The sequence below is a fragment of the Haemophilus sp. oral taxon 036 genome, from assembly GCF_002998595.1.
In the GTDB taxonomy this organism is placed as follows: Bacteria; Pseudomonadota; Gammaproteobacteria; order Enterobacterales; family Pasteurellaceae; genus Haemophilus; species Haemophilus haemolyticus_K.
Map to the genome: position 1 here is coordinate 138,000 of NZ_CP027235.1, position 15,607 is coordinate 153,606.

Consider the following 15,607-nt stretch of genomic DNA (forward strand, 5'->3'; position numbering starts at 1 on the left):
ATTCAAAAGCGTGACATTATACAGCGCTGTTGGATAAAGTAAAAATTAGCGGAAAAAGCGATCTGCCCCCCAAAAAAGTTGGACAGGTTAGTTAACTTAAATATTCTTCAATTTCAGCCTGTAATTCAGCAATTGAATGATAAGTCTGTGAGTAAAAACACTCTGATTTTAATATCGCAAAAAAACTTTCAATCACCGCATTATCGTAGCAATTTCCTCGGCGGCTCATACTTTGCACCGCTTTACCCTCCAACATTTTCATCCATTCCGCCGTGCCATACAATACGCCTTGGTCGCTATGAATAATCGGGCATTCTGTCGGTTTAAGCCGACTAAGTCCTTGTGCTAACATCTTTTTTACCAATGAAAATTTGGGGCGTGTTGAAAAGTTATAGGCAATAATTTCTCGGTTAGCTAAGTCTATCAACGGTGAAAAATAAAGCTTTTCTTGCCCAACCCGAAATTCCGTTACATCCGTTACCCATTTTTGATTGAGTGCTGTCGCTGTAAAATCACGATTCAGTAAATTCGGGGCAATATGCGATGTTTTTCCTCGTTTTCCATGTCTTTTTTTGCGTAAATGGAATGAATACCTAACTCGTTCATTAGCTTTAACACCGTTTTATGATTCAAATTAAAACCCATTTGGCGTAATTTAAACATCATGGGGCGATAACCATCTCACTTTCTGTTCTTTTTATACAGCGATAAGATAGCCTCTTTTACCTCGTGATAATTTCGCTTAATCTCTTTATAGTAAAAGCTTGAGCGAGGCATTTTAGCCACACGAAGTAAATCATTTAACGCGTGGTCCGGCTTCAATCTTTCAATGATTTTTCTTTTTTCTGTCGTTGTTTTTGACGGTCGAGCGCCTCCAACTCCTTTAGATAAGCAATCTCCGCACGAGCCAAGGCGAGCTCTCGTTGCAGCTTTTTAAACGCTTAGGTGAAAAGTCTGTGGTTTCTGGAATTTCATTTTTGGCTTTACTATTTTCGGTGTTTGAAGGCTTGTATAAGGCGATTTTACGCCATCAAGCCCTCTTTCCCGAAATGCTTTTAGCCAATAAATAACGAGAGAGTGGGAAATTTTATGAAGTTTAGCCACCTCACGGATACCATAATCCTGTTCGGTGACAAGTTTGATAATTTTCAAACGAAATTGATAAGAGTAGGACATAATCTGCACCTCGAATTAGGTATCCAGGTTTTTGGGGGCAGATCAAAGTGCGGTCAAAATTAACCGCACTTTTGCTTAAATATTTTCTTAGATTGAAGTATCCAATTCTGGGAAAGATTTTACTAAATCATCGATTGCTTTCATTTGAGAGACAAAACCTTCAAGAGCAGAAAGAGGCAATGCAGAAGGGCCATCACATTTCGCTTGATTTGGATTTGGATGCGCTTCTAAGAATAAACCTGCAATTCCTACTGCTAAACCTGAGCGCGCTAATTCTGTTACTTGCGCGCGACGTCCACCTGATGCAGATCCAAATGGATCACGGCATTGAAGTGAATGGGTTACATCAAAAATAACTGGGCTGCCCTTAGATGCTTTTTTCATAACACTAAAGCCAAGCATATCCACAATTAAATTATCATACCCAAAGTTTGTTCCACGATCACAAAGAATGATTTTATCGTTGCCACATTCTTCGATTTTTTCCACGATATTCCCCATTTGACCAGGGCTTAAAAATTGTGGTTTTTTCACATTAATCACTGCGCCTGTTTTCGCCATCGCTTCAACGAGATCTGTTTGACGTGCCAAAAAGGCTGGAAGTTGAATAATATCTACAACATCTGCTACGGGCTGACATTGATAGATTTCGTGTACATCGGTAATAATTTTTACACCGAACGTATCTTTTAATTCTTGGAAAATTTTTAATCCTTCTTCCATACCTGGGCCACGGTAAGAATGAATAGATGAACGATTTGCTTTGTCAAAAGAAGCTTTAAATACGTAAGGCACGCCAAGTTTTTCTATCACTTTCACGTAAGCCTCGCAGACTTGCATTGCCATATCACGGCTTTCAAGTACGTTCATTCCACCAAAAAGCACGAAAGGTTTGTCATTTGCAACATCAATATTGCCAATTTTTACAATTTTATTTTGCATAAATTTTCCTTAAATCAATGGAGGGGAAAAGGATCTTTATCAATCTCGCCCTTAAGTTCTAAAAGTTGAGTTCGGATTAAAGCCGCAGTTGGGTCTTCCGGACAACGTTCCACAAAAAATTCTAAATCTTTCAATGCCGAAGGGTAAGCGCCCATCTGAGCTAAAACTAAACCTCGATCGCGAATATGATAAGGGTCTTCATCATTGCCAATCAGTAAATTCTCAATATAACGGTATGCCATGTCGTTATGCTCTTCGCGGATGAGCGCATTCTTCGCCAGTTGTTCAAAACGAGAATAAAGTAAAGAAAGATCGGCTCTATCAAGTTCTTCAGGTTGAATTTGCACACCAAAACCAAATGCCCCTTCATAAAGTTGCTGTAATTTTTCTTGCGATATATAAGTACCATCCCAAGGATCAATAAAAGCGACTTCATCTCTTACTTCAGCACGTAAAATGAGCTGTGTTGGGAAATTTACTGGGTAAATCGGCAAATCCAATACCTCGGCTAAATAAAGCACAATTGCCCCAAGAGTCACAGGCATTCCTTGACGATGCTCCAACACATAGGGCAAATACAAATTGCGTGCATAGAAGTACTCTTCTGAGTCACAATGAAAGCCCCAATCACCATAAAATAGCTGTAGTAACTGATGAATTTGCTCTTCTTTCGGCCAATCTGGCGAAATTTCTTTACGTGCTCGACGTACAAACCCGCCAATTTTTCCCCGAATTTGCGCTTCTGATGATCCATCATCTGAGATGGTATTATAAAAATGCACAAATTGATCGTATAACGCACGTCGATAATATTTCATTACTTCTTCCAAAAACCTAAAGTGACGCGCTCATTGTCGCCATAATCACGCACGGTTTCAACCATTTCCCAATGATTTTCTAGGAAAATTGACCGCACTTTTTCGCCTTGTTGCCATCCATGCTCAAGTAATAATGCGCCATTAGAATTCAAATAACTCGGTGCTAATTCAATAATATGACGTAAATCAGCATAACCCGCATCATTGGCAACTAATGCAGAAAGCGGTTCAAAACGCACATCGCCTTGACGTAAATGTTCATCTTGCGCATCAATATAAGGCGGATTACTGACGATAAGATCAAACTTCCCTGTTATATTTTCAAACCAACGGCTCTGTAAAAATTTCACATTTAACTTATTTCTTTCTACATTAGATTGGGCTAACTCAACAACATCTGGCATAAGATCAACACCAATTATGTCTAATGAAATTTGTCGTTTTTGACAAATAGGTGAAAGCTCCGAGGCTAATGCTAACGCGATAGCGCCTGTGCCTGTGCCAAGATCAAGAATACGAAAGCGTGGTAGATTTTCTTGTAATTTTTCTAAAGCAATTTGTAATGCCTTTTCCACTAAAATTTCAGTATCTGGCCTTGGAATCAAGGTACCTTTTGAGACATTTAATGGCAACGACCAAAATTCTTTTTCGCCAAGAATATAAGCGATAGGTTCACCGTTTAAACGCCGATCTAAAAGTGCGGTTAATTTTAACCGCACTTTTTCATCAATCTCGGTATCATCAAAAGCAAGGATTTGCGTACGCGATTTGCCAGTAGCATGTTGAAGAAGCACAAGCGCATCAATTTTACTATTTTCAGTGGGATTTTTTTGTACCAAATCCGCAATCGCTTGTGCTAGCCATTCTTTATAATTCATTATTTTTCGTCTTTTAACACAACCGTGCCAGCCACTAAATCAGTTAAAGAACGACGATCATCGCGCACAAGTGCAACAATACCGCTAATAATTAATAAGAAACTCGTCCACGCCAATAAAATATCAATAATCTCACGGCCGATGTATTTACCAAATTCAACAGGCTGATTGGTATGATAATTAAATACACGCAAGCCTAGCCAGCGTTTTGCCATAGTTTGACCATAAGTTTTCATGAAATATAACTGAAAACCAGCATATACAATCGTCCCCACTACACCGGCAAAATCCCCCAATGCAAAACCGAGACCAACCATCACCCAAAGCACAAGCCCATTAATCATACTCGCAAGCCAACGTTTAAAACGGCTCGCTTGAGCGGGTTGAGAAGGCTTGAAAGCAGAAGAAAATTCAGCATCTTTTTGATTTTCAATGATCATTTTATTTCCCTGTAAAGTTAAAAAGGACATCTGAAATCAGATGTCCCTATCATTAATTCTGTTCAGACAATGCCGCCAACTGATCCGCTTGATATTCGGTAATAATCGGCTGAATCAGTTCATCAATTTTACCATTCATCACTTCATCCAAACGGTAAATTGTGAGATTGATACGGTGATCTGTGACTCGACCTTGCGGATAATTATATGTACGGATTTTATCGGAGCGATCGCCCGAACCTAATAAATTACGGCGCATATCTGTTTGTTCTGCAGCTTGGCGCTCTTGCTCTGCTTGAACAATACGTGACGCTAATACCGACATTGCTTTCGCTTTATTTTTATGCTGTGAACGCTCATCCTGACATTCCACAACAATGCCTGTTGGAATATGTGTAATACGCACTGCAGAATCCGTTGTGTTTACGTGCTGACCACCAGCGCCTGATGAGCGATAAGTATCAATACGCAAATCTGCTGGATTAATTTCTGGCATTTCAGATTCTGGCAATTCTGGCATTACCGCGACAGTACAAGCAGACGTGTGGATACGCCCTTGCGATTCGGTTTTTGGTACACGTTGCACACGATGACCACCAGACTCAAACTTCAATTGACCATATACACCTTCGCCAGTGACTTTAACAATCACCTCTTTATAACCGCCTTGCTCACTTTCGTTAGCACTTAGCATTTCTACACGCCAGCGTTTACTTTCAGCATAGCGACTATACATACGGAATAAATCACCCGCAAAAATACCCGCTTCATCACCGCCTGTTCCAGCACGGATTTCTAAATAGCAGTTATATTCATCATTAGGATCTTTCGGCAGTAACAGAATTTGAAGTTGTTGTTCCACTTCTTCAATTTCCGCTTTGGATTCTTCGATTTCCATTTGCGCCATTTCTTTCATTTCAGGATCGTCGAGCAATATTTCTGCTTCTTCAATATTTTGATTTAATTGCGTCCAACGATTAAAACATTTCACCACTTCTTCAAGTTGCGAATATTCTTTAGAATACGCACGGAATTTATCCTGATCACTAATCACAGAAACATCACCCAATAAGGCTTCTAGCTCTTCATAACGTTCTTTTAAACTTTCTAATTTTGCAATAATGGAATCTTTCATCATTTATAAGTTACCGAAAATAAAATCGGCGTATTCTAGCCGATTTTAGGGAAAATTGACAGTGTCAAAAGTGCGGTTAAAAATCGCCGCTTTTTAAATACGTGTCACATCAAATTTACTTAAATCAATACGATCTTCTGTGCCATAAAAAATAGCAAGAGCATGGCGTAACGTTTCAGCTCGTTTTGGTAAACCTTTTTCCGCGTAGATTTTCACTTGTTCATACACGGCTTGTTTAAAAGGCTGTGTATCGCCCGGATTGCCATTCAAATTATCCGCACTAGCAAAATAACGGAAACCTGCCGTCGTTGCCAAAATCCATTCTAATGCTTGCGGTTTAACTTCAACTTTTTCAAAATCACGCTGACGTTCTTCAGAACGTCCATCAGGCTCATACCAATAACCAAAATCTTCTAGTTTACGGCGTTCTTTGCCTGCCACTAACCAATGGGCAATTTCGTGCAATGCACTGCTGTAAAATCCTCGCGCAAAATAAATCGCATTATAAGGCACTTCATCATTTGCGGGTAAATAAATTGGTTCTTCACCGCCCTTGACTAAGCGAGTGTTGTATTCCTCTTCAAAACATTGATTAAAAATTGCAATAATATCTTCTAATTTATGTTCCATGGTATCGACTCCTAAAAAACCGCGAGATTATATCACCAGAGGCTCATTTGTTCTTGTTTATTTTCTTCGGGTAAATTGACATGTAGCCCGATCAAACGAATCGATCGCCCTTTTGATCGCATAAAAATTTGAGGAAGTAATTGTTGAAAACTCTCCAAAGAAAGTGACAAACCCGTTTTCTCTAAAGTAGTTACTTGAAAATCTTCAAATTTAAGCTTTATGCCGATTTTACGAAATGCAGATAACGGTATATTACGGCTAACACGCTCAAGGCGACGAATTAACTCTTGATAAAGATTATTCAATAAGGCTGAAGCTTGCTCAATTGTGTGAATGTTTTCAAGCAAAGTTTGTTCTACGCCAACTGATTTACGTTCACGATGAGCTTGTACTTCACGATCATCAATGCCGTGGCTAAAATCCCAAATACGTTTACCCGCTTTACCAAATTGATTTAATAAGACGATTTGATCAAAGGTTTGAATGTCAGTACAAGTTTCTAATCCCATATCGAGTAATCGTTGTGATGTTACTTTACCTACACCAGGAATTTTATTTAAAGGTAAGGCTTTAATGAATTCCTCTACTTCATTCGGCTTAATCACAAATTGCCCATTAGGTTTATTCATATCCGAGGCAATTTTGGCTAGGAATTTTAAAGGTGCCACACCAGCCGAGGCAGTTAAATGCAACTCATCAAAAATTGCTTGACGAATTTCTTGAGCGATCCAAGTCGCTGAGCCTGAACATTTTTGGCAATGCGTAACATCTAAATATGCTTCATCTAAAGAAAGTGGTTCAATAATATCGGTGTAGCGCTGGAAGATTTGATGAATTTGTGCTGAAACTTGTTTATACAACGCCATATTCACAGGCACAAGAATGAGATTAGGGCACTTTTTTATGGCTTGAGCGGTTGGCATTGCACTATGCAAACCAAATTTTCTCGCCTCATAATTACAAGTTGTTAATACACCACGTTGACGAGAAAAACCACCTACAGCAACAGGCTTTCCCTGGAAATTAGGATTTTCACGAATCTCAATCGATGCGTAAAAACAATCCATATCAATGTGAATAATTTTTTTATCTTGTAGCATAAAAAAAGTGCGGTTAAATTTTATTTAGTATAACCGCACTTTAATTACTGTTCAAGCATACATGTTTAATTATCAGAAACGACTTTCTTATCTTTAAACATGACTGAACGTTCAATTTTATAAACATGAATAGGTTCTTGCGTATTCATAAAAATTGAACGGTATTTTTCATCAATTTGAGCAAATGGAATTTGTAAATTGATTGTCAAAGACTTCCCTGGCAATAAGGTATTTTCTAATTCTATTTGCATATCTTGGCTATGCACAACTTGACGATTATGCACATACACACTCATCCATTGAATATTTTGAATCGGGAATTCACTTTTATTCGTAATGGTATATTTAAAGCGAGAAAGCGCTTGACCATCCTCGCCTACCACAATATCTCTATCGCCAACATCAATAGAAATAGCATAGTTAACATACTTAGGGTAGCTTTTTTCTGCAGTTGCAGTTTTTTCTACACTTTTAAGTTTTTCCTTTGAAACATTTTCTTTTGCAATTGCAGAAGAAATTGAACAACTCGCTGCAAACAAAGCGAGTACTAAATATTTAAAAAATGACATTATTTTTCTCCTATAAAAAACGCCGAAATTTTACCCTAACACACGCATTTAATAAATACCGCCCTTTTTCTTCTGCTTGTTTTTTGTTAGACTAGTCCACAATTTTGGGGCTGATTCTGGATTCGACGGGATTAGCGAAGCCCAAGGTGCACGTCGAGGTGCGGTAGGCCTCGTAAATAAACCGCAAAAAAATAGTCGCAAACGACGAACAATACGCTTTAGCAGCTTAATAACCTGCATTTAGCCTTCGCGCCCCAGCTTCCGCTCGTAAGACGGGGATAACGCGGAGTCAAACCAAAACGAGATCGTGTGGAAGCCACCGTTTGAGGATCGAAACACTAAATTGAATCAAACTAGCTTAAGTTTAGCGTGTCTGTCCGCATGCTTAAGTGAAATTAAAGACTAGACTAAACGTGTAGTGCTGAAGGTAGAGTAATTTCGGACGGGGGTTCAACTCCCCCCAGCTCCACCACCCCTTTGTTTTTCCTCTTCTAAGTTTTCAATAAAAGCAATAATTTAGTTTTTCTACTCACCTTAGTTTTAGTAACTGCTACCTTGTTATTACCTAGTACATTATTAGCGGAATCACTCATATTCGTTACTCGATGGGATATGGATATGAAATAATAAAGAGAGATTTTATGACCAGAATTAACCTTGTTCCTCCTGCTGAACTTTGCGATCAGCATCTATTAGCGGAACATAGAGAGCTAACACGGATTCCAAATGCTGTTGCGAAAGGAAAATTTAGCTTAAAAGGGCAGCCTGAAGATTATAAATTAGGCGAAGGACATGTACGATTTTTCTTTAATAAACTTGCGTTTTTAAAGCAACGTTACAACCTATTGCATGAAGAGTGTCTTGCTCGTGGTTTCAATGTACAATATTTTTGGGCAGAGGAGCTACCAGATGATCCTAATCTTTGGCAAAATTATTCGCCCACAGAAAATGCTTTAGCATTAAACCGTGAGCGAATTGCATTGCGTATGCCAGTAAAAGCACGATTTACCGCAAGAAAATAAAGCCCAGAAAGGGCTGTATCCCCCATTATAATCAGCACCTACACCAACCATTGTAGTCTCTATAGTGCGGTAGCCTTCTGTACCATTTGGGGAAAAATCGTCAGTCATGGATAAACTACTCTAGCTGTTCTAGGGTATTTTTGCTAAGTTCAGAAATCACTTCACCTATTTAATTTTTCTAAAATATTGATTTTATCTAATCATTAACAAATTCGTGGCAATGGTTCATTTGTTGGTAAATCTAACAATCGACTTTGTCCAAAAATGCCCACTAAACGCACTTTTTTATCGGTTGTCACTTCACCAATCACAGCCGCATTTTCACCTAATGGATGACGACGAAGTGCGGTCAAAATTTCTGGTGTTTTTTCGGCTGATGCAACAATAACAAGCTTGCCTTCATTAGCGAAGTTTAATGCTTCAAGACCAAGTAATTCACAAATTCCGCGCACTTCTTGGCGAATTGGTAAGGCTTGTTCATCAATGTTCATGCCTAGCTGTTGCGCCTGTGCAAATTCATGCAAAACAGCATTGACTCCCCCACGGGTCGCATCTCGAACTGCTTTCACGCCATATACTTCACGTAAATTTTCAATCAATGGATAAAGCACGGCGCAATCACTGTGAAGATCCGTTTGGATACCCAGTTTCTCACGTAAATTTAAGATTGTTGCACCATGATCCCCAATGGTGCCGCTAACAATGATTTTATCGCCTGCTTGAATTTTATGAACACCCCAATCCAAATTTTGAGGAATAACACCAATTCCACTGGTATTGATAAAAATCTTATCCACTGCCCCTTTCTGTACCACTTTTGTATCGCCAGTAACAACCTGAATGCCTGCTGCTTTTGCGGTTTCAGCCATTGATTGAATAATTGCTTTAAGATCCGCAAGTGGCAATCCTTCTTCCAAAATAAAGCCACAGGATAAATATTTTGGTATCGCCCCGCACACCGCCACATCATTTGCCGTGCCGCACACCGCTAATTTCCCGATGTTACCGCCAGGGAAAAAAATGGGATCAATTACAAAACTATCCGTGCTAAATGACAGTGTTTCGCCTTGCTTTGCTAATTCTGTTAATGGAATTCTAGCCTGATCTTCCCCTTGCGCCAAAATAGGATTCGCAAAAGCTTCAACAAAATAATCTTGGATCAATTTTTGCATGGCTGCACCACCATTGCCGTGCGCCATAGTGATAAATTCGCTCATTTTATTCTCTCCGATATTGATAATAGGCTGCACATGCGCCTTCGGAAGAAACCATTAATGCGCCATAAGCATTATCAGGATTACAACCTGTTCCAAATAACGGGCAATCAGATGGTTTACAACGCCCAGTCAAGACATCGCCACAACGAGAATTAGGATCATCCGCCACCTGTTGCGCTTGGCTTTGGAAATAAATTTCGGCATCAAATTCACGATAAGCCTCCGTCAATTCCACGCCAGATTGTTCAATTTCCCCCAACCCACGCCATTCACTGCTTGCTTTAAGCTGGAATACTTCTTGCATTGAACGTTGGGCTAAAGCATTTCCGTGATCATCAACAATTCGTTTATATTGATTTTCGATTTCACAACGACCATCAACAAATTGCTGCACTAACATCACAATCGCCTGCAAAATATCCAAAGGTTCAAAACCGGTAATCACGAAAGGTTTGTGATATTTATCGACAATCCCTTGATAAGGCGATGAACCAATCACCATACTCACATGCCCTGGCGCAAGAAAACCATCAATTTTGACTTGATCTTGTGCTAGCAAGCTATGTAACGTTGGAATAATCGTGATGTTTTGGCAAACAATCCAGAAATTTTTTGTTCCTAGTTTTTTGGCTTGCTGAAGCGTTACTGCCGTGCTCGGCATTGTCGTTTCAAATCCTAAGGAAAAAAAGACGACTTTTTTATTCGGATTATTTTGTGCAATATTCAATGCATCCAAAGGTGAATACACAATGCGAACATCTGCGCCTTTCGCTTTTGCTTCTAACAGCGAACCTTTGCGGCCTTTCACTCGCATTGCGTCACCAAAAGTACAGAAAATGACATCAGGTTTTAGCGCAATTTCAATACAGACATCAATACGCCCCATCGGAAGCACACAGACAGGGCAACCTGGGCCATGAATAAATTCGATACTTTTTGGCAATAGCCGATCCAACCCAAATTTAAAAATCGTATGGGTATGCCCGCCACACACTTCCATTAAATACAATGGATTCTGCGCCGTAAAGTGCGGCATTTTCTCCATCAATTTTTCAAGTTGCGCCACTAAACTACGGGCAAGTTCAGGATCGCGAAATTCATCAACAAATCGCATCGATTATCCTTGTTTACGTTGTTGTTCTAGCCAATTTAACCACTCACTGAGACCTTGTTCAGTGGTAGCAGAAAGTTGAATCACTTCAATATTTGGATTCACACGTTTTGCATTGGCAATGCATTGTTCTACATCAAATTTCAAATAAGGTAATAAATCCACTTTATTTAAAACCATCAAACTTGATGCGGCAAACATATGCGGGTATTTAAGCGGTTTATCTTCGCCTTCTGTCACAGATAAAATCACCACTTTCGCTTTTTCACCAAGATCAAACTCAGATGGACAAACTAAATTTCCCACATTTTCGATAAACATAATACTGTCAGCTTGTGGTCTTAATTTCACCATTGCTTCGCTAATCATTTGTGCATCTAAGTGGCAGCCTTTGCCTGTATTCACTTGAATAGCCGGCACGCCAGTAGCACGAATACGATCTGCATCATTTTCAGTTTGTTGATCGCCTTCAATGACATAACAAGTGCGGTCATTTTTGAGGGCATTTAGCGTCGTCGTTAAAAGGGTGGTTTTGCCTGAACCCGGACTCGATACAAGATTTAAGGCTAAAATATGTTGTTTCGCAAAGAATGCTCGGTTGTGATCAGCTAGTTGATTATTTTTTCCGAGAACATCTTGTTCGATTTTTAACAAACGTTTTTGAGTATCGTCTGCATCGACTGGTTTATTAAAATGAAATGTTGAATGTGAAAAGTTTGGCGTACCTGATTGATGACTTCCTTGATCATCATGAGTATGAGGCAATTCACCAATACGGACTTGCTCTGGATGTCCGCAGCCACAGGTTGTACACATAAATCCTCCGTTTTAATGTGCTTATTTGGGCTGAGGTTTCAAACTGACTTTCAACAGAAATAATGTTTAAAACACTCAAAGCCCTTAGCTTTGTCAACAAATTTGCAACAAGCATAGCACAATCAAAATTCGGCTTTTTGATGAAGATCATAAACTGATAATTTCTGTGGCTAATTCGTTAATAAATCCATGATGATGGGATGAAATCAAAATGGGTAAGGAAAGTTCACGCAAAAGTGCGGTCAATTTTTCAGTATTTTTTCGATCTAATCCATTGGTGGGTTCATCTAATAATAAGATTTTTGGCTGCATCGCTAAGACACCTGCAAGTGCGGTGAAATTTTTCTCACCACCAGATAAAGTATGTACCATACGATCTTTTAAACGTGTGATACCAAGACGTTCTAATTGCTGCTCTGCGATATGATACGCCTGATCTCTAGGCACATTTTGGTTTAATGGTCCAAAAGCAATATCATCCAACACTGTTGGGCCAAAAAGTTGATCATCGGCATTTTGAAAACAAATGCCAACCGTTCCTCGAAACGGTGCGAAATCTTTTTCTTCACGACAAACTTGGCCAAATAGTTTAATTTCACCTTTGGTTACAGGAACAAATCCCAACAAAGCAAGAAGTAACGTCGTTTTTCCTGAGCCAATTTCCCCTTGTACAAAAAGGCGTTTTTGACCTTCCAAGGTAAAACTCAAATCTTGAATAATCGCTCTACCATTGCGTTCTATATAAAGATTATTTACAGCTAACATTTATTTTTCTCTCTTTTTTCCGAACTGAAAACCACGACATTTTAAAGCCATTTGCGCCGTTTCGGCTTTCAACAGGGCATGAATCAATAATAAAGCGACACTTTGAGCCGTCACATAAAGGGTTCGCCGATTAAGCCCAGGACAAAATCCACGAGCGCGCATGGCAATATCCATTTTTTGACGCAATTCGCCAAGCAGTGCAATGTAACGTACGGTCAGCACAAAGAGTTGAATTAATTTTTCTGGCAAAGGCAATTTACCAATGGCTTGAACAAGCACCGCATCATTAATATTCCACAAAAAAAGCCAAAGCGAAATCAGCAATAAATGAGTCCGTAAACTTAACTTTTCTGCTAATTCTATGCCTTGAAAATTGAGTTCAATGCCATTTTCTCCAATTTTCCAACTTAATGTCGCCCACATTAAAGCAATAAAAATGATTAAAGCAAACCAACGTTTAAGATAGGGCAAAAAAGATTTTTGACTGAACAGCAGTGAAATAAAAAAGAGAGAAACTGCAAGTAAATTAAGGGGGATAAGCCAAGTGAGATCACTCAATCCACTAATGATTAGCCCCCAAATAAACAGATAAATCAACCTAAAGTGCGGTTGAAACAAGCAGTGAATTTTCATTAAGAGAAATTCTCGGTACGATTCATGACTTCAGGATACATTTTACCAAGCAAGGTAATCACCCCTACGCTGATAATACTATCCAAAATAAATACTGGAATATGAGAGACTAGCAAGAGCCAAACAAGATTCAGATAACTTTTTCCACCATCTAACATCAGCACAAAAGAGGCAAGCGCGCCTGCTCCGCCAACGCCAATTACGCCAGATCCAATACCTACTAATAAGCGATCTTTTAATGCCATTTGTGGCTGTAAACGAGAACGGAAAAGATAATGAGCGATCACCGCTGGCGTTGCCATCACGCAAAGGTTGACGCCTAACACTGCAAATCCGCCAAAAGAAAAGAAGATGACTTGCAATAAAAGCGCAATGAGGAATGCAGGAAAAACAGCCCACCCAAGAAATAAACCGGCCATGCCATTTAAAATTAAATGCACGCTACCAATTCCTACGGGCACATGAATGGTTCCTGCCACAAAAAATGCAGCTGCAAAAAGTGCGGTGAGCGGTAAACGTTCTGATTCTAAACGACGTAACCCCACAGCAATGCCCGCAACAGCAAGCACTGCGCCAGCTAATAAAATAGGCGTATGTAACACGCCTTCAGATAAATGCATTAAATACGTCCTTGTTTAATTTTACGCGCATTACGTAAAGCAATAAGTCCAGCAATACCAACGATATAACCGATGCCACCTAAAATATCATGCAAATAAATTTTATCTTTTAAATGCGCAATATCTTCACGAAGCAGCATTAAATCTGCACCGCTTTGATTTTCGGCAGATGTATGAGCAGCAACAACTGATGCACGGTGTCCTTCATCGCCTTCCACTACAACTTTTAAGGTTGTATGTGGCACATCAGCAATAGAAAGCTTAAATGCGCCTTGGCGGTCAGTTTTTCCAGTTAAAACGGGATCAGCAACACCAGAACGGAAAACTTCTAAATAAGTTTCAGCTGCTGGGGTCATATCAGAATAATAGGATTTGCCAGAGAGTGTTTGCCCATCATATTGGGCAAACACATAAAGCGCGTGGGCATAAGCATTCGGGAGATAGCAAGCCGCAAAAAGTGCGGTTAAAAAAACAATTTTCTTCATCCCAAATCCATATTATTGCGCATCAAAAGTTAACATATATTCTACAGAGCGACGATCGTAATCCGCATTATTTGTTACTTTTTCCTCAAACTCTGCCCATACTTTGTTGAAGCCTTTAGTTGGCGTAAATTGAGCGATACCTTTTTCATTCGTTAAATTGAACGGTGCATCTTCACTCACGCCCACTTTAATCCCTTGAACCGGTTTACCATTATGTAACACAAGGATAGAAAGTGGTTTGTTCGCTTGTGCTTTTTCTTGAGGAACCAATTCATAAGCTTGTTGATGAGATTTGAAAGATTCAGCATCCCATTTCAAAATCGCTTTACCAAATTTAACAGGATTGGTACTAAATTCTGCTGTTGGTTCTTCACGTTTTGTTTTTTCAACGTATTTACCGCTTGGTAATTTTGACCATACACCATTATCAAAATGAACGAATACTAAATCTGATTTAGGCATAAGATAGGCTTCGCCATTTCTGAATTGGTAGTCAACTGCAGTTAATTTTCCTTGCGCATTTAAGGCTTGAATTGATTTAAGTTTAGATTCTGGGTAGGTTTCAGTTTGTTCATGTCCAAATTTCACCACATATTCACCTTTAGCTGAAGCAGGTTCAAGCCAAACATTGTGAGCGTTAGCAACAGACATACCTAAAAGTGCGGTTAATCCCACTGCGATTTTTTTTAATTCCATTTTGGATGCTCCTTGTTTGTTTAAGAAAATCTGAAAGCATGATAAAATATGAAGTAACTTTAGAGTCAAGTTATTTTTTAAGGTGATTAATGAAAATTGGAGCACTTGCTAAAGCCCTAGGCTGCACCGTAGAAACCATTCGTTATTATGAACAACAAGGTTTAATCCCGCCCCCAAAACGCACTTCAGGCAATTTTCGACAATATAATGAAGAACACTTGCAACGTTTATCATTTATTTGTAACTGCCGAAATTTAGATATTTCATTAAGTGAAATAAAAAGCCTACTGAATTTAGAAAACGCCTCAAAACAACAAGCAAAAGAAATTAATCGTGTGTTAGACAAACATATTAAAGAAGTGGCAACACGAATTCATGAACTCGCCCATTTGCGGATGAAATTAATTGAATTACGTGAAAAAACAGTCTCAAATGATGAAGATCCAATGAAATTGCTATTGCAACATAGTGGTGTGAAATTTGTGCGGTTAAAATAGCCTATATCTTATGTAATACACAATTATGTCCTAGGTATATTATCCAAAAATTACATG

The 15,607-nt window shown here is 39.1% G+C and carries 19 protein-coding genes, 1 other RNA gene and 1 pseudogene; 3 read left to right on the top strand and 18 right to left on the bottom strand.

The features are described 5' to 3' along the window. Positions 1-91 precede the first annotated feature (91 nt). The 10 genes and pseudogenes from C3V42_RS00695 to C3V42_RS00750 all read right to left on the bottom strand — a co-directional run bounded on the left by C3V42_RS00695 (position 92) and on the right by C3V42_RS00750 (position 7,688). Complete coding sequence (locus tag C3V42_RS00695) at positions 92-538, bottom strand: IS3 family transposase (RefSeq protein ID WP_106013303.1); 447 nt, start codon at positions 536-538, stop codon at positions 92-94. 280 nt (positions 539-818) lie between these two features. Beyond that, positions 819-1,176: pseudogene (locus tag C3V42_RS00710) on the bottom strand (transposase). A gap of 87 nt (positions 1,177-1,263) precedes the next feature. After that, a complete protein-coding gene (gene kdsA, locus C3V42_RS00715) occupies positions 1,264-2,118 on the bottom strand; it encodes a 3-deoxy-8-phosphooctulonate synthase (protein ID WP_106013306.1) in 855 nt (284 codons plus the stop codon). Between the two features lie 14 nt (positions 2,119-2,132). Continuing rightward, positions 2,133-2,936 (bottom strand): SirB1 family protein, encoded by an 804-nt coding sequence (locus tag C3V42_RS00720; protein ID WP_106013307.1) that lies wholly within the window; start codon positions 2,934-2,936, stop codon positions 2,133-2,135. Beyond that, positions 2,936-3,814, bottom strand: coding sequence for a peptide chain release factor N(5)-glutamine methyltransferase (prmC, locus tag C3V42_RS00725; RefSeq protein ID WP_106013308.1), 879 nt, complete (start codon positions 3,812-3,814; stop codon positions 2,936-2,938). Before prmC ends, C3V42_RS00720 begins: the two co-directional genes overlap by 1 nt. Beyond that, on the bottom strand, positions 3,814-4,254 hold the full coding sequence (locus tag C3V42_RS00730; RefSeq protein WP_164994201.1) for an RDD family protein: 441 nt from the start codon (positions 4,252-4,254) through the stop codon (positions 3,814-3,816). The genes prmC and C3V42_RS00730 overlap by 1 nt, the downstream gene beginning before the upstream one ends. 52 nt (positions 4,255-4,306) lie before the next feature. Beyond that, positions 4,307-5,389, bottom strand: coding sequence for a peptide chain release factor 1 (gene prfA, locus C3V42_RS00735; protein ID WP_032803489.1), 1,083 nt, complete (start codon positions 5,387-5,389; stop codon positions 4,307-4,309). A gap of 93 nt (positions 5,390-5,482) precedes the next feature. Next, entirely contained in the window at positions 5,483-6,019 is a 537-nt protein-coding gene (locus C3V42_RS00740) for an elongation factor P hydroxylase (protein ID WP_106013310.1), read from the bottom strand. Positions 6,020-6,051: 32 nt separating this feature from the next. Then, the gene (gene dinB, locus C3V42_RS00745; RefSeq protein ID WP_106013311.1) at positions 6,052-7,119 is read right to left on the bottom strand and encodes a DNA polymerase IV; all 1,068 of its coding nucleotides are present in this window, start codon (positions 7,117-7,119) and stop codon (positions 6,052-6,054) included. 65 nt (positions 7,120-7,184) lie between these two features. Beyond that, the gene (locus tag C3V42_RS00750) at positions 7,185-7,688 is read right to left on the bottom strand and encodes a hypothetical protein (RefSeq protein WP_005638005.1); all 504 of its coding nucleotides are present in this window, start codon (positions 7,686-7,688) and stop codon (positions 7,185-7,187) included. 106 nt (positions 7,689-7,794) lie between these two features. On the opposite strand from C3V42_RS00750, the gene ssrA reads away from it, so the two are divergent. Both ssrA and C3V42_RS00760 read left to right on the top strand, forming a co-directional pair. Beyond that, positions 7,795-8,160: a transfer-messenger RNA gene (gene ssrA, locus C3V42_RS00755) on the top strand. A gap of 169 nt (positions 8,161-8,329) precedes the next feature. Continuing rightward, entirely contained in the window at positions 8,330-8,710 is a 381-nt protein-coding gene (locus C3V42_RS00760; protein WP_065264699.1) for a pyrimidine dimer DNA glycosylase/endonuclease V, read from the top strand. A gap of 203 nt (positions 8,711-8,913) precedes the next feature. On the opposite strand, the gene hypE is transcribed toward C3V42_RS00760, so the two are convergent. The 8 genes from hypE to C3V42_RS00800 form a co-directional block, all read right to left on the bottom strand. Continuing rightward, positions 8,914-9,927, bottom strand: coding sequence for a hydrogenase expression/formation protein HypE (hypE, locus tag C3V42_RS00765; RefSeq protein WP_065264698.1), 1,014 nt, complete (start codon positions 9,925-9,927; stop codon positions 8,914-8,916). A 1-nt stretch (position 9,928) separates the two neighbouring features. Beyond that, entirely contained in the window at positions 9,929-11,041 is a 1,113-nt protein-coding gene (gene hypD, locus C3V42_RS00770) for a hydrogenase formation protein HypD (protein WP_005644830.1), read from the bottom strand. A 3-nt stretch (positions 11,042-11,044) separates the two neighbouring features. Continuing rightward, on the bottom strand, positions 11,045-11,854 hold the full coding sequence (gene hypB / locus C3V42_RS00775; protein WP_106013312.1) for a hydrogenase nickel incorporation protein HypB: 810 nt from the start codon (positions 11,852-11,854) through the stop codon (positions 11,045-11,047). A gap of 147 nt (positions 11,855-12,001) precedes the next feature. Then, positions 12,002-12,619: an energy-coupling factor ABC transporter ATP-binding protein gene (locus C3V42_RS00780; RefSeq protein ID WP_106013313.1), complete on the bottom strand. Its 618-nt coding sequence runs from the start codon at positions 12,617-12,619 to the stop codon at positions 12,002-12,004. Continuing rightward, on the bottom strand, positions 12,620-13,252 hold the full coding sequence (locus tag C3V42_RS00785) for an energy-coupling factor transporter transmembrane component T (RefSeq protein ID WP_106013314.1): 633 nt from the start codon (positions 13,250-13,252) through the stop codon (positions 12,620-12,622). It abuts the gene before it with no gap. Further along, complete coding sequence (gene cbiM / locus C3V42_RS00790; protein ID WP_106013315.1) at positions 13,252-13,872, bottom strand: cobalt transporter CbiM; 621 nt, start codon at positions 13,870-13,872, stop codon at positions 13,252-13,254. Before cbiM ends, C3V42_RS00785 begins: the two co-directional genes overlap by 1 nt. Continuing rightward, positions 13,872-14,357 carry a hypothetical protein gene (locus C3V42_RS00795; RefSeq protein ID WP_005642909.1) on the bottom strand — a complete coding sequence of 162 codons (486 nt, stop codon included), beginning with the start codon at positions 14,355-14,357 and terminating at the stop codon, positions 13,872-13,874. The genes cbiM and C3V42_RS00795 overlap by 1 nt, the downstream gene beginning before the upstream one ends. Positions 14,358-14,369: 12 nt before the next feature. Beyond that, the gene (locus tag C3V42_RS00800; RefSeq protein ID WP_106013316.1) at positions 14,370-15,053 is read right to left on the bottom strand and encodes a DUF4198 domain-containing protein; all 684 of its coding nucleotides are present in this window, start codon (positions 15,051-15,053) and stop codon (positions 14,370-14,372) included. 89 nt (positions 15,054-15,142) lie between these two features. Here C3V42_RS00800 and C3V42_RS00805 point away from each other — a divergent pair, with 89 nt between their 5' ends. Further along, positions 15,143-15,550, top strand: coding sequence for a Cd(II)/Pb(II)-responsive transcriptional regulator (locus C3V42_RS00805; protein WP_106013317.1), 408 nt, complete (start codon positions 15,143-15,145; stop codon positions 15,548-15,550). Positions 15,551-15,607: the final 57 nt, after the last annotated feature.